This window comes from Micromonospora sp. NPDC047187 (genome assembly GCF_040643355.1).
Lineage (GTDB): Bacteria > Actinomycetota > Actinomycetes > Mycobacteriales > Micromonosporaceae > Micromonospora > Micromonospora salmantinae.
This window is the reverse complement of record NZ_JBEYUF010000001.1, coordinates 128638-142936: the sequence shown is the minus strand read 5'-3', so window position 1 is coordinate 142936 and position 14299 is coordinate 128638. Positions and strand designations below refer to the sequence as shown.

Here is a 14299-nt window from a genome sequence, read left to right as displayed (position 1 = left end):
TAACCCGCTCCTCCCGCCACCCCTTCGACAGGCGACCGGGGCATTATCCCTGTGCGACAGGCCGAGCCGACTCCGCGACACAAGCTCTGCCGTACCCGCCTGCCTGCTGCCGGTCGCGCTCAGCCGCCCACCCGGCTACACCGGCGGGGGCCCGATCCGGGTGGCCGCCGCCGTGGTGCGCGGCGAGATCACCTGGACCACCGCGTGCACGCTCGTCGTGGCCATCGAGGTCGGCGCCGGCGGCGGCGAAGTCGCCGACCGGGATGCAGGGTGGCTGAGCAGCAGTTCCACGGGTGTGATCGGGCATCCGCTGCGAGAAGTAGTCAACTCCGGGTACACCGCTTCACGACGAATAAGTAGACCGCCACACGGCGTTGCGTGCTTCTGCGCCTGACCGGCGTGTCGTACCGTCGTGCTCGTGCCTCGTTTTTTTGGGCGGAACACTCGCCCAATTGAACGCGACAGAGAAGAGGGGCGGGAAGCAAGCTTCCCACCCCTCGGCGGACATCAGCGACTTCGAGGGCTCTCAAACCATGTCGTCGCCAACTGTCCTAGCACCGCGAGGGCCTTTGCCACCACGGCGAGGTCCTCGCGCTGTTGTTGGGCTGCCACAAAGGCGACCAGCTCCAGCGTGAGGCTCACATAACGCCAGCTCCGCGTGGGTTGCGGGGCTGGCCGCGTTGGCTCCGGCTCCTGCTCTTTGACCACCGTTCCTCCACATCCGTGCTCGCGTCCGGAGCACCCGGGTGGCGCCGGCTATGGAGCGAGCCAGCACAGTGGAGGTTGTGTAGTTGCAGCAGTGCTGGGGACTGACGGTACGGATCAGCTCTGCCACTTCCCAACGACACGCCGAGAGTGCGAGCTTCAGCGGGCCATTTTCCCCGCGTCTCTCCCAGGGACTCATACGCCGTCTCAAACGGAGACGGGAGGAGTCTCAATCGAAGATGCGTTCGACGACGGCGGCCTGTTCGGCGGTGCCGGCTCGGAAGTAGCGGGCGGTGGTGTCGAGCGAGGCGTGCCCGAGCAGCGCTTGGACCTGCGCGGAGTCAGCGCCGCCCTGGCGTAGCCGGGTGGCGTAGGTGTGGCGCAGGCGGTGTGGGCGCAGACCGGGGAGGCCGGCGGCGTCGCCGACGGTGAGCACCACCTGGGTGATGCCGGAGGTGGTGAGCCGGCCGCGTTGCCCGGTCCACAGGGGTCCCGCCTCGCTGCCGCGGTGGCGCACCCATGCGCCGAGTCGTTCGCGTGCCGGTGCGCGAACCGGAACCTGGCGGATCTCGTCGCCCTTGCCGTGCAGGCGGATCGTGCCGGTGCGGGCGGTGAGGGCGAGGTCGTCGACGTCGAGGCGGGCGCACTCTTCCGCCCGGGCGCCGGTGTAGAGCAGCACGGCGACGATGGCGGCGTCGCGGACGCCACGGCGGTCGGCGGCCCGCTCGACCGCGCCTTGTTCCTAGGGGGTGAGCGCGTCGGGTTCACCGGGGCGGGGCACGCTGGCCCGCTTGACCCGCAGCCGGAGACCGGCGCCGATCTCGTAAAGCAGGTCGACGGCGGCCAGTGTCTGGTTGACGCTGGACGGGCCGAGCTTGGTGGCGATGAGCTGCCGGCGCCAGGCGGTGACGGCGGCCTCGGCGCCGACCTGGTCGACGAAGGCGTCCGGGTGCTCGCCGGCGTGCTCGTCGAGCCAGGCGGCGTACGCGCGGGTGCGGGCCCGGTACGCCTTGGTGGTGTTGGCGGCCAGGGCGCACCGGTCGAGGTGGCGGCTCAGCGCCGCGAGGGCCCCGCCGACGACTGCGGTCGGGTCCGCGGGGCGTAACGCGATCACCTTCGCGGTCGCGGTCCGGGCCACGGTGGTCCACCGTCCTTCTTATCCACTGAGTGCCGGCCGGACTTTCGGCCAGGGCTAAACCACGTTATCCGCTGAGATGGTAGCGCTACTCAGCGGATAAGGAAGCGTATCCACTGGGATGATTCGTGGCCACCGCCATGGACCCTCTGATGAGGCCTGAGCACTGACAGGGCGCTCGTCGTGGATCTCAGGTCATGGAGGCATGGTCTAAGCCTGGCGATTCCCGGGAATCGCCAGGCGCGCGCCCTCTGGGGTCAGCCGGCCGCCGGCCGGCATTGGCCGGTGTGACCGTGCGCCGGAGCCACTTTGTTGATCGCCGAGGTCAGGAGACTGGTGTTCGCCGCCTTCGCGGCTGGCCCCAATCAGGAAACGACAGGGTGTTAGTCTGCCCGGCGACATCCTCATCCCGACTTGCGATCTTTAACCCGCCTTCTATGTAGTTGTCAGTGGCGGGGCGCAGGGAGGTCGCCATCTCGAAGATGGAGATTGGCACGCGCGCCTGAGCTGCCAGGGTTCGGGCTGGGTAACCAGCCGCTTCAAGGAGCTCAACGCTCTTCGGTAGCAGCGAAGGCAGCTCAGCGGCGGTCCCCTCGCCAGGCTCCTGGCGGCGCCAGCCGTGTGACGACAATGCCACCATGGCTTTGCGATACGTCGACTCGCTCATCACCTTCAACTGGCGGCATCGCATTAGGAGCGCCTGAAGGCTGACACCCCAGCGTTCCTTAAGCATGAACAGCTGCTGCCAGTCGATCTTCGGGGGTAGCTCATCGATGATCCCGGTCGCAGGCATCAGGAATTCGGCAGCGAAGCGGTGTGCCTGATCTTCGACGAGCTTACTGCCCGGCTCGGAATCGGCGTGCATCACGAGGTGGCCTAGCTCGTGGGCCACATCGAAGCGTTGCCGATAGTAGTCCTCCCTCACCGGGTTCAGCAGGACGATCGGCCGGGCGCCTGCCTCGATCGAGAACGCATCCACAGCGGACGTCTGCGGGAGCGAGAAGACAACCAAGACGCCCTTGTTCTCCAACAGCCGGATGAGGTGTCCGGCGGGGCCGATGCCCCTGCCCCATTCAGCTCGGACGAACGCAGCGGCAGCCTCGGCCTCGCCGGCGGCGACCTCGTCAGGCTGCACCGGCCAGCGAGGAACGTCGCGCGACGGTAGTTCAACGTACTTCTCTAGCGACGCAGCGACATCGGCCACGAGACATCCGTAGGCGTGCGCCTGATCGCGTACGAGCTGCGTCGTGGACCTCAAGGATCTGAAGTGCGGCGTCGGAACGGACGCTTCGGACGAGTCGACACCGATGAAGAACGACGGCTCGACCTTGAGAGTCAGTGCCAGCTGCGCCACCGTGGCGGTGGCAGGCCGCTTGGTGCCGTTTTCATAGCTGGCGACAGCCGTGGGCGTCTTGCCGATTCGATCGGCGAGGCCGTTCTTGCGTAGCCCGGCGACCTGTCGCGCCAAAGTCAATCGGCGGCCGCTGAACAGCCGCGCGGCGTCGGCGAGCCGCGCGGCAGCGGGCGGTGATTCGACGCTCATCGCCCCGAGGACTCCGCGCCCAGCTCCTGACCGGCGATACGGGGCCGCAGCCGCACCGGGGCGTCTGCGATTTCGACGCTATGCGCAACTCCGGTCGACTCTGGCGCACCAGTTCGAATACCCGATCCAGTGCTTCCATCGCCAGGCAATAATGAGCGCAGCCATACCCACGGCTTTCCGCCGCCGGCGTTGAGGCGGGGCCGCCCCACGAACAGCTCGGTGGCGCCGCTGTCAGGATCGAGACTATGCGCAAGCACGATGTTAAGCACCGAGTTGCGCGCGTTCGCGGCGAGCAGTTCGCGCAGGGTCAAGGCGTCCAGCCCCTCACCGACGTGGTCGCCATACGTACCAGGAAGGACGAACTGGTCCAGGCTGTCTGACGCGGTCTGCGCCGCGATCTTGCGCTTCGTGGGGCTCTTCCGTCCCCAGGCGATGTCGTGGACCTTGCCGTACTCGAACGAGCTGAGGAACCACCGGTACTGCCCGAACCGCCACGCGGGTGAGTTGTTCAGGTCCGCACGCTCCACGCCCGCGACGGTGAGCATGGAGTCCTGCTCGGGCGGAAGCAATCCGGCCAGCAGCACGTCCTGGTCGCGGGCGTCCTCGGTGGACATGTACTTTTCCAAGCGGAACGCCCGGTCCTGTCGGTCCACGAGCAGCGTGTGCGCTGCGATACCGAGCACGGTTTGGGTGTGACCCGTCTCCGGGTCGAAGTCTGCCCACGCTCGCGCATGTGCGGACGCCACAGCCCAGCGGAGCGCCCCGACAATGCCTGCCTCGGTCATCTCAGAGACAACCTTCTCGTCCTCGGTCACGCGAGAACACTACCATCTGCACGAAGTTGATGTATAAAAGTGAACCGAGCGGAGCGGTGTCCCGCGAAGTCTTGTGCTCTACATGGGAACTCGGATGGGTGACACGTCAGCCCGGACCTGCGCTCCTGCTCGGCGAACCCGTGAGCAGCGTGGACCGGAATAGGGGACATCAGCAGCCGCGGCACGGCGCTCACGGTCCCCTGTTCAGAAGAGCCATGGTCAGCTAGGGAAGTTCGAGAGCTTCCGCCGCGCTTGCGCTAGCAGTACGAAGGCCACGCAGAGCGCATAGAGCAGCAGCAGAATGCTCCGTTGCACGATCAGCCATAACATTAAGTGCCCGAAGAAGCCGCTCGCGTTCAAGCCTGAACCTTTCCTCACCGGTTCGCTCAAAGTCACTCAGCAGCTGGTCGGCTGCGCTGCAGACAACAGCTACTCTCTTAAAGACTATTCTTCTTTTCGAGGCGATGGGGCGATGTTTCCAGTGGTACAGTTCCAAGCTCTTTTCAACGCGCTCTGCGTCGACAGCCTCAGTCGAAAACTTCTCGCTAACGGAAGGGACGCCAGTTTCGTCGAAAACCAGCAGAGCAACATCGCGAGAATCCATCGGATCTAATAGCATGGGCCGCTCTGTAGCCAGAGGGTCTTCCGGTTTCAAGGCCCTTTGACTGCCAACAACCAGAGGAAAGTGGTCCTGCTTGCCTCCGTCCGAGCCGCCCTCTACATCAACGCGCCGACTGTTGCAAAAAGTGCAAGAGAATCGGTAGTTTTCGAGCACAAAAGCGAGCCACCAATATCCATGATGGGCTTGCTCCTCCGCAACACGCCCCTTTGGGCGGTAGTGATCTACGGGATTGTCCGACCGCTCTTGCCTCACCTCGCAGTACCAACACTTGCCGTCCATGACCTTGGCCAAATAGCGACCGGCCTCACGCCACAGATCAGAATTTGTCTTGATGATCCTAGCTCTCGCCTCCTCGTCCGGTTCCGCTACGAGCTGCGAAGTTATTGTCATGGCTCTGGTAATGATATGGCTCGGCAAAACGGCATCAACCCGATCAGGATCAACAAATCTCACTGATCCCTCCGTCCCTCGACCTCGATCCCGAGAATGTCATCTGCGATATTCCGTGCCGCTTCGCCAGGAGAAAAGTGAGGAATAGGGATGAGTTTGTCATCGGCACCCCCATATCGAGTACGGAGATAGCGAGCGTAATCTGGATCTTGATCCTCGATTAGATACCCTAAGTTGGAAAGCTCTCCGGCCAAGACCGCCAAGTCCGCGCTCTCCCGCTCGGTCAACGTATCCTTTGCTGCCAGAAGCCGCTTCCGGTCAATCTTTTCCAACGTCTCAATATCAAGCGGAGCTCGCAAGCCATAGACATCGCTCATCAAAAGATTGCCAACCCCCATGCCCTGAGGATCCTCTTCAGGCTCGACAGCCCTCACACGCCCGTCCGCGCCCCTCTGCAGGATCCGCACTTCATGACGTTTCAGCGCGCCCACGACGAGCGGATCATGGCTCGCAAGGACGACGTGAGACCGCTCGTCGAGACCTCCGAAACGCTCCAGGAAACGACGATATTGAGCGCTCCACGAAGGATTGAGATGGGTATCGGGCTCGTCCAGAAGAAAGAGCGACTCCTCTTCCCTCGTGAACCTCATGAGGCCGAGGACCAAGAGCAGCTGCTGTTCACCCTCACTTAGCTCGCGGAAAGTTAAGGGAGCGCCAGCCTTCCTCAGTAGGACGCGAATCCGTACATCGAAGATGAGGTCGGAAATATAAGTACTTTCCAGTGCCTTGAAGAAATCTTGATTACTTGAGTACTGTGACCTAAGGTCGCGCACCTCTTCAGCAGATGGCAAGAACAAGTAAATGTGCTCCCGCCGGACCGTACGGCGGCCCCCTGACGTAACCCGCGGAGTGAGTTTCATCGGGGCAAGCGATCGTGCATACAGCGCGTCCAGGAAAGAGGCGACCGTCCCGCGCGCGTTCCAAAAACGGGGATCGCCTGAACGGCTCTTCCATTCCGGGCGCTGCAGCTCGAAGAGAACTGAGTCAAGACTTTCGATCTCTAAGTGGTCCCTCAGGAGCCGCTTAACCTCGGGGTCGTCTTCAAGAAAAAACGCGAGAAGCACGAAGTTCGAGTGCACTGCGCGCGCATAGAAGAGTGGCCTTAGGGGGTTCTCGCGCCCGTTAACTAGTTCTTGGTAAAACCTCTCCTGGTGTTGAGCGAAATGCTGCTCGAGTCGATTGGATGGACCGGAGTAGTAGCCAAAAACAAAGTCGGGGCGCAATTGTCTTCCAGATTCGCCAACGACAACGCGTGATGGAGCAGGATCACCATCAACATTGACCTTATAGTCGCGGCTGCCCGCAGTCCCGATTACGCTGACGTGCCGTCTGCGGCATTCGTACTCGAGGTGAAAGCCTAGAGATGCTGCTTGACCGAGGTCCAAGTCGCGAAAGATTAGGGTGAGCGCCTCAAGAACGTTCGATTTTCCCGTACCGTTGCGCCCGACTAACGCAGAAACGGACGAGCTCGCACTGAAGCTGATCGAAAAGTTGTGCAAATTCTTGAACGAGTCGACTTTGAGCGAATGTAGTCTCATTCGTACACCCTTGCCAGGAGTGACCGCCCCACTCCTGTCGCCGACTCGTGCTTGACCGTTCCTGCTGTGACGGCAGCCCTCAAAGCAATGTAAAAGCTATCTATGCCGCTCTCGCTGAGGCCGAGCCTTGCGTATAAATCTTCCGGGGTGCTCTCCCCGCCTAACCCGTCGAGGGCTTCTAGCAATTCCTCCGTTGACACTACCTGCGCTCCGGAAACCGGAATTGACACGGGCACAGTCTCCTCTCGGCCTGAGGCGTCGATGTCGTCAGACCGCGGACTTCCTGCCTCGTCGTCGACTATCCCCGGTGCGAGGACGTTCGCAACATGAGAATCGGGCAGCGCTTCCGCGTTGTCAATCAGTATGGTTGGAATCCATGAAGCTGACACTGCTCGACGTTGATCCGCGACTTTAGCCGCCGCCTCGCCGTAGGCCAGCGATTGTAATGCGGCACCTTCCAAAGCCGTTGTCCAACCGCGACCGTTGGCAACTGACTGCGATAAGAGATCGGCGCTGCCGACCAGTGCATCCAAGCGGCCTGCGATCTCGCGTTGGATTTCGAGTGGCGGCAGCGGTACCGGTAGACGCCTTACATCACGAAGGTTTAGACCCGGCATATCAATACCACGCATGTGACCCTTAAGCCACGCTTGCGCACTACGGCTGGACAACCAATGTGCAAGGTAGCGCGGATCGATCTCGTCGCCGGCACGAAACCGGGCAGTTCCTTGTGTTATATTTCCACCTTCGAGTTCGGTGGGAACAACTGCAACTCGGGTGTTGCGGATAATTCCGAGCAATACGTCATCCGGCCTCAGTGACGACCGAGAGTATTTAACCGCAACAGTGGGGCTGCAACGGAGGAGGTTCTGGGTGCGGACGAACCATTGCTGGAGATCCTGGCCGCGCACGTAGGGGATTCCGTCCTCAACATGCGGACCCGGTTTGAGGATGCCGTAAACAATAGGAGCGTCAGAATGGACCACGTCACTTGCATCTCGTAGAGGCCAAGGACTCGTTCCAGACTGGCCCTCCGACCAAGTACGCGAGTGATCACCCAGTATCGCTGTGTCAGCGGCGGTTGGTACGATTGCCATTAATGTCTGCTCAACAGACCCAATGACCTCGTTTACGTGATCGAGCAGAATCTGTACGTCACCGCACGTATCAGCGATCTCTCTTTGCAGCTCGAGCGGTGGCAAGGGGAACGGCAATGCCTTAAACCGGCTCAGGCTTAAGTGCGCAATTCCAGTCGTCGCCTTCGAGGACCGGGCGAACACACCTGACTTCTGATACGAGCGAAAGACGTGAAGTGCGTACTCCGGCACTACATGTGGACCCGAACGAAATCGAATAACAGAATTTTGGATTCTTAGGGGGCGCAATTCCCCTCGATATATGGCGGCGCGCCCCACGAGCTCACGGCTCTGCCCTTCACAGAGCAATACGTCGCCATTCTCCAGAACATATCTGCTGTTGTCAGAGAACATCATCTCCTGTACGTCTGTGAGATCCAGAAAACCATCCTGCACGTTGGCGACTCGCAGGTACGGGTAAGCCGCGCCATCCTTATTTCGGGATTTTTGTTGTCCTACAATAACCTCGCCGACATCGCCTACGCGAAATGCGTTCCACCCCACCGGCATACTTGACGGTCCTAGCATCAGGATACATCCCGGTGACGTTCGTTTGATACCAGCTTTGCGATGTCACGAGCCATGGCAAGAGCGCTTTCGAGTTCATCGACCAGAAGTTCAACCATGGCTTCGGGAGTCAACTCGGCAACATTTCCTTTAGACTTAGGACTTGGAATGTCGAGCGTATCCCCCAAGGTACGAATATCCTCACGGCTCACTGAATGGAAAAGGCTCGTCGCCGTCCGGACTGATTCACCTAGCGGGCTTGCACCATATGCAGTTACAAACCCAGAGAGGTCGTGAGTACCTATCTGCCTTTTCTTAGTGAAGGAGGTTCCTCCTGAGCGGAGATCATACGTCCAGATTCTTTCTGTCGGATGCGTGTTTGCAAAGAATAGGACTGACGTCCTGACGCCAGTTGCATAGAAAATCCCTGGCGGGAGCCTGAGGACGGTATGGACGTTAAAATTGTCCAACAGGTGCGTCCTGATTAATCCTGCTATTCCAGTCTCGAATAGCACGTTGTCCGGCAATACTACTGCGGCCCGCCCCCCCTCTACCAAGGAGGCGTAAACATGTTGAAGAAAAGCAAGCTGCTTGTTGGCCGTAGGGAACCTCAAGAGCCGCTGTTGATTGGGTGCCAGTCCTCCACGCACTCCGAAAGGAGGATTGCTTAGACACAAGGTTGCCTGCAGTCGCTTGGGGTCGAGCGACAGCGTGTCGCCAAGGCCAATGTGACCGTCGAGGCCATGCAGGAGAGTGTTCATCAATGCCATCCGATGGACGCTAGGCACTAGCTCCTGCCCTTCGATCTGGGCACCCCTCCTGCCGGACTTGCTAGCGACTGCGGCGGCGATCAAAAAGCCAGCAGTTCCGGCTGCGGGGTCATAAACCAAGTCGTTCGGTGTTGGGTGAGTGACGGCCACCATCGCCTCAACCAGGGCACGTGGGGTAAAGTATTGGCCCGCACCGTATCGAGACTCGGTGGCGTTCTTCTCGATAAGACCTTCATATATGTTGCCGACGACGTTGGCTCCGTCACGATACCAAGAAATCTCAGAAACACCATCAATGAGTCGCCGTAGCGCATGATTCGATTGTATCTTCGTGGATGTCGCGGCGAAGATATGGCTCAACCGCGCGTCACTTGAGCCCTTTGCTATGTCTAGCAATTGATGGTAGTGCCGGATCAGCTCCGAGTCTGGCTGTTGCGCAAAACGCGACCATGACAATTCTTTTCCCAGTCGGGCATCGGAGGACATCTCTTCAGCCAACTTAAGAAACAGCAACGTGCTGAGTTCGTCAAGGTACTCGTGATAGGAAATCCCGTCGTCTCGTAGGGCGTTGCATAGCCCCCAAAGCCTGCGAACTACATCAGCGACGGTGTCCACCTGTCTCCCTTCAACAACTCACGCAGCCTAGTTCAAGGCGGCCGGTTGCCCGGCGCAGGCCGGCGCGGGGCAGGCTCGTCGACCTCGGCAAAGCATTAGGGTGCCTTGCCCGGAGTGGCTACACAAGATCACGTCTGGGCAGATGTCGGCCGACCCCTACGGGCTTCTTGTCTTGTGCTGAGCTCTGCTGATCAAGCTGAGAACGCCGGGCAGCACCGCGAGACAGTCAAAGCCGTCGGCGCAGCGAGCACCCGCCCGTCGTCTCGCCGGTTTCGACTGCTCCGGTGCACGCTGAACTTGCGCAGGCTGCCAACTCGACGCATCGACAGAGGCGGCCCTTGGGTACTGGGGACTATGCAAGAGAGGACTCGCCGACCAGCTTTCAACCCGGCACCGACCCGCGGGTGCTGTCATTGCGCCGGCCCCCGCCGCCCGGCCTCGCGCAACGCCGTGCAGGCGACCTGGATGGGATTCAGTTCCCTGGCCGCGACCTGCACGGCGGCTTCGAGTTCCATACCGGGCCTACCCTCTAGCCCTGACTCAGCAGGTGCAGCTCCGGCTCGTACGACGATCCACTCGCGATAGCCTGTCGGACCTTCGAGCCGGTAGCCTGCGTCGGTGGCAACCGAGGCGCAGGTACGCGGCTATCTCCTTGAGGAAGTCATCGCCTGGCTGTTACGCCGTAGCGGTTACGAGCTTCTGACCGAACAGGTGGCCGGGGACCCGGCGCTGGAGATGACCGGCGCCGGACTTGCGGTACGCGGGCGTAGCGCTCGCCACCAGGCCGACGTGCTGGGCGAGTTCCCGTGGGTTGCGTCCACAGGCGGTGCGGTGGTCGCGCCGAGTCGCCCGTGAGCAACCAGCCAGTTCGACGACCGGACACAACCAGGCCCCGAAGGCACCTGGTCGTGTCGGCGCGGCGTCGATCTGTGGTTGTACTCCATCGTGCTGTAGCCCAGCTGCCGCAGGTGACTGGTGAACGCCTACCCTCGCGCGCCCTGCCTACTTCGGCAGCAAGGGGCCCAGGGCTGGCGCGGGCCGCTGTCCTGCGATGCACCTCACAGGGCCGTCCATGGCCAGAACCGCACTGAGCCTCGCGTGGCAACTGATGTCGGGCGATGAATTCGTCTTAGCCCTGACGTATTGCTCATGCGACGGGCTAGGCACAGCTAGGCGCACCGCTTATAACGGTGCCGGCCAGAGCGACGGCTAACGACAGTGGATCCCGTGCTGCATCTGGCAGGGTCCCCCGACCCAACCCGCTCGATTCGACCAATAGGCCCAGCGACCCCTGCTGCTCAGGGCGGGCGGCTGGGTGGTTGAGGAGATCGCGCGCCGCGTAAGCATCCTCGTCGCGAATCACGTCTGCCGCGAGCCGCTCGATGAGGTCATCTGCGATGTACGGCGGCACGCCGGCGGCAAGGTCCAAAGCCGTGAGACTGAGGCGCACACGGAACACCGAAATTCCTCTGCCCGCTGCGGTGGCCGACGCTCGGTCAATCAGGCCAGCGTAATCAGTTGTGGGGGTGCCTCCGATCGTCGTTGCGTGCCAACTCTGGAGGAGGCCGTGCACCGTTCGCTCCCATGGCTGTTCGATCTTCGTTCGGCTGAGCAGGTCGGCAGCTTCGACGCCGGTGCCCTGCATCAGGTGGGCGACGATCGTGACCTGTCGCCCGTCGAGCAGGGTGGGGCCGATTCCGTCATAGTGCTTCACGTGAGCCAGTGCGTCTGCCCAGCGGCCGGACAGGGTGAGGGCGCGGGTTCCATCGGAGAGCAGGATGCCGCGTAGCCAATTGATGATCTGTTGGATTTCGCCAGGATCAGCGGTGAGCTGCTGGGGATGTATCTCCAGTTCGTCAATGACGGCGTGCCTGCCGCTGACGATCGTCCTGTAAAGGTCGGTGAGCAGGCGGTGTGCGCCGTCGCCGTCGCCGTCTCGGACGCGTAGGCGGGCGAGGTTGACGACTGGTTCGAGGGCGAAGCGGGCGGTATGCCCGTTAAGCGGCGTTCTGCTGAGGTAGAGGTTCGCATGTTGGTGGCACCAGGTGCGGGCGAGTTCGGCGTCTCCGCAGTCGGAGGCGACGAGGGCGGCTCCGTTGAAAACCATGGACGCCCTTTCCGGGTCGTGATCGCGGTGAGCGGTCTCGGCGAGTGCAGCGAGTCGGCTCACTCGTACGTCGAGTGGCTTCGCCGGCGGGCGTTTGCGGGGGACGAGGGGGAAACGGGCGGCGATGGTGGGTGCGAGGGGCAGGGTCATGGTGTCCTCACGTACGGCGGAGGGCGCGTGTTGGCATCGAGGTCTGTTCGGTGGTGCGTGGTGGTTGGCGGTGCCTTGTGCCTGGGGTGGCCGGGGCGGGGTCGGGCACCGCCCCGGCGTTACGTCAGAAGGAGATGGTGAAGATGGTGTCGGGCCGTTGGATGTCGCCGGGCTCGCCAGGTCGCATTCCTGCTGGCTGGGCGGTCACGGTGGGTTGGTTGGGGCGGCCCGCTTCGTCCCATTGGTCGAGCAGGTTGGTGAGTTCGGCGGCGAGCTTGTCGGCGTCTGGCCCGTGTGCGATGGCGCCGATTTCGTGGTGGCCTTCGCTGGTTGGTTGGAAGGCGAGGTAGGCGATGGTGCCGCCGTGGTAGATGGCGGCTCCGGCCCATCGGTAGGCGGGGGTGACCAGTCCGCTGGTGCGGGCGGTGTCGCCGACGCCGAGGCGGCCGAACGGTGTGCTGGTGTGCACGAGTAGCCATAGGTCGAGATGGCCGACGGGGTCCTCGTCGGCGACTTCGATGCCGGTCCAGCGTTCGTGCCGGGGGTGGCGCAGGGCGCGGCTGAGCGCCTGTCGGTCGGGGTGGTCGGCGGCGTCGAGTTTGAGGGCCACGTCGGTGTCGAGGCGTACGTGGTGGTCGGTGTGTTCTGCGGTACCGCGCATGGGGACGAATCCGCAGACCAGCGGTGTCGTGGTGCTGGCGAGTTGATGGGTGTTGGTGCGGTCGAAGGCGAAGCATCGGGTCAGCCCGCTCTCGTGTACGCGCAGGGGTACGACGATGCGGCCGTGGTTGGCGAGTTGGTCCCACCAGGCGGTGGAGATGTCCCATGCTCCGGCGGTGACGATGATCCGGTCGTAGGGCGCGGTGTCGGGGCGGCCGAGGGCTCCGTCGCCGTGGATGACGTCGACGGTGTCGTAGCCAGCGCGGGCGAGGCTGGCGCGGGCGCCGTCGGCGAGGTCTTGGTCGAGTTCGATGGTGACGACCTTGCCGCTGGGAGTGGTTAGCTCGGCCAGCAGGGCTGCGTTGATGCCGGTGGCCGCGCCGATCTCCAGGACGCGATGTCCGGGGTGCGGATCGAGTTGTTCGAGCATGTCCGCGACGAGGCTGGGGCTCGACGCCGAGGACAGCGCGGCACCGCTGGGGTCGCGCTTCGTGACGATCTGGCGGCGGGTGTAGACGGTCTCCACATCGACACCAGGGAGGAACTGCTCGCGGGGCACTCTGCGAAACGCCTGCTCTACGGAAGCCGAGCGGACGTGGCCGCGCTGTTTCAAGGCGCTGACGAGCTGTTCGCGAAGCACGGCTGCGCTGGGACCGTCAGACGAGTGGACCATGTGTGTGCTTCTCTCTGTTGTTTGGGCGAGTTGATGCGTGTCGTAGGCGTCCGTGGACGAGTGGTGGAAGGTGACGTGCGTGGCTGCCGTCGCAAGGAGCCAGGCGTCGGCGGCCGATATGCCGAGCCGATTGAAGAGGAACAGCAGGTGGTGGGTTAGCACCCCGCGCAGGTCGCGGGTGAGTGCGCCGTGCCGGTCGAGGAAGCCGAGGTCTGCGCCTGCCCGCTCGTGGGCTTGCGGCCATTGGGGGGTGGCTGCCAGCGGGCTACGCGGCGCGTCGTCGGCGGCGATGAGCAGCCGCTGTACGGCGGCGATCAGCTGAGGGCTTGGTTCTGGCGCGTTGGATTGGTGGCGGCGGTTAGCGAGGTGTCGCCAGACGTCGCCTTGCTCGGCGAACTCCAGTCCGGCGGCACGCATGAGGCGGGTGGCGAGCACGACACCGAGTTCGCGTCGGTGGGCGCCGCTGGCAGCGAGATGGCCGAGGATGTGGCGGCTGTCGGCGTGGAAGAGGGTATGCGCGACCGTCATTGCTTGGTCGCCGCCGAACGCGTATGTCTCGGGGCGGTAGATGGGCTCGGTGACGCCGCGGATGCGGGCGTCGTTGGTGAGGTCAGCGAGGAGGGCGTAGACCCTGGCTTGCCGGTCGCCGGGCAGGAGCCGCAACCGCCATGTCTCGGTTTTGCGGATGAACCAGAAGGCAGTGATCACACCGCTGTCCTCGGCGCTGGTTAGTGCGGGGGCGAGCCGGGTTGCGGCGTACTTCTCGGCGGTTTGCCAGTCGGCGAAGGTCAGGTTGACCTGACGCCACTGGCTTACCGAAATTGCCTGGATGGGTGGGGCGATGTCAGAGGCGAGGTCGAGGTCCATGGGTGG

At 62.8% G+C, this 14299-nt stretch carries 11 protein-coding genes and 1 pseudogene; 1 reads left to right on the top strand and 11 read right to left on the bottom strand.

Annotated elements, in window-relative coordinates:
• Window positions 1-135: 135 nt before the first annotated feature.
• From ABZ794_RS00600 to ABZ794_RS00560, 9 genes and pseudogenes are all read right to left on the bottom strand, one after another.
• On the bottom strand, window positions 136-291 hold the full coding sequence (locus ABZ794_RS00600; protein WP_357513493.1) for a hypothetical protein: 156 nt from the start codon (window positions 289-291) through the stop codon (window positions 136-138).
• Between the two features lie 643 nt (window positions 292-934).
• Window positions 935-1405: pseudogene (locus tag ABZ794_RS00595) on the bottom strand (tyrosine-type recombinase/integrase); the annotation flags it as partial.
• 42 nt (window positions 1406-1447) lie between these two features.
• The gene (locus ABZ794_RS00590; protein ID WP_357513491.1) at window positions 1448-1843 is read right to left on the bottom strand and encodes a hypothetical protein; all 396 of its coding nucleotides are present in this window, start codon (window positions 1841-1843) and stop codon (window positions 1448-1450) included.
• A 322-nt stretch (window positions 1844-2165) separates the two neighbouring features.
• Window positions 2166-3383, bottom strand: a complete 1218-nt coding sequence (locus tag ABZ794_RS00585) for an XRE family transcriptional regulator (RefSeq protein ID WP_357513489.1) — start codon at window positions 3381-3383, stop codon at window positions 2166-2168.
• Complete coding sequence (locus ABZ794_RS00580) at window positions 3380-4198, bottom strand: hypothetical protein (RefSeq protein WP_357513487.1); 819 nt, start codon at window positions 4196-4198, stop codon at window positions 3380-3382. The genes ABZ794_RS00585 and ABZ794_RS00580 overlap by 4 nt, the downstream gene beginning before the upstream one ends.
• A gap of 223 nt (window positions 4199-4421) precedes the next feature.
• Entirely contained in the window at window positions 4422-5273 is an 852-nt protein-coding gene (locus ABZ794_RS00575) for a hypothetical protein (RefSeq protein WP_357513485.1), read from the bottom strand.
• Window positions 5270-6808 (bottom strand): ATP-binding protein, encoded by a 1539-nt coding sequence (locus tag ABZ794_RS00570; RefSeq protein ID WP_357513483.1) that lies wholly within the window; start codon window positions 6806-6808, stop codon window positions 5270-5272. The genes ABZ794_RS00575 and ABZ794_RS00570 overlap by 4 nt, the downstream gene beginning before the upstream one ends.
• Window positions 6805-8448, bottom strand: a complete 1644-nt coding sequence (locus ABZ794_RS00565; protein WP_357513481.1) for a restriction endonuclease subunit S — start codon at window positions 8446-8448, stop codon at window positions 6805-6807. Before ABZ794_RS00565 ends, ABZ794_RS00570 begins: the two co-directional genes overlap by 4 nt.
• Window positions 8449-8471: 23 nt before the next feature.
• Window positions 8472-9836: an N-6 DNA methylase gene (locus ABZ794_RS00560; RefSeq protein WP_357513479.1), complete on the bottom strand. Its 1365-nt coding sequence runs from the start codon at window positions 9834-9836 to the stop codon at window positions 8472-8474.
• A gap of 618 nt (window positions 9837-10454) precedes the next feature.
• On the opposite strand from ABZ794_RS00560, the gene ABZ794_RS00555 reads away from it, so the two are divergent.
• Window positions 10455-10691 (top strand): hypothetical protein, encoded by a 237-nt coding sequence (locus ABZ794_RS00555; RefSeq protein ID WP_357513477.1) that lies wholly within the window; start codon window positions 10455-10457, stop codon window positions 10689-10691.
• A 304-nt stretch (window positions 10692-10995) separates the two neighbouring features.
• Here ABZ794_RS00555 and ABZ794_RS00550 read toward each other — a convergent pair whose 3' ends face one another.
• Both ABZ794_RS00550 and fxlM read right to left on the bottom strand, forming a co-directional pair.
• Complete coding sequence (locus ABZ794_RS00550; RefSeq protein ID WP_357513476.1) at window positions 10996-12093, bottom strand: hypothetical protein; 1098 nt, start codon at window positions 12091-12093, stop codon at window positions 10996-10998.
• Between the two features lie 124 nt (window positions 12094-12217).
• Window positions 12218-14293, bottom strand: coding sequence for a methyltransferase, FxLD system (gene fxlM / locus ABZ794_RS00545; protein ID WP_357513474.1), 2076 nt, complete (start codon window positions 14291-14293; stop codon window positions 12218-12220).
• Window positions 14294-14299 lie beyond the last annotated feature (6 nt).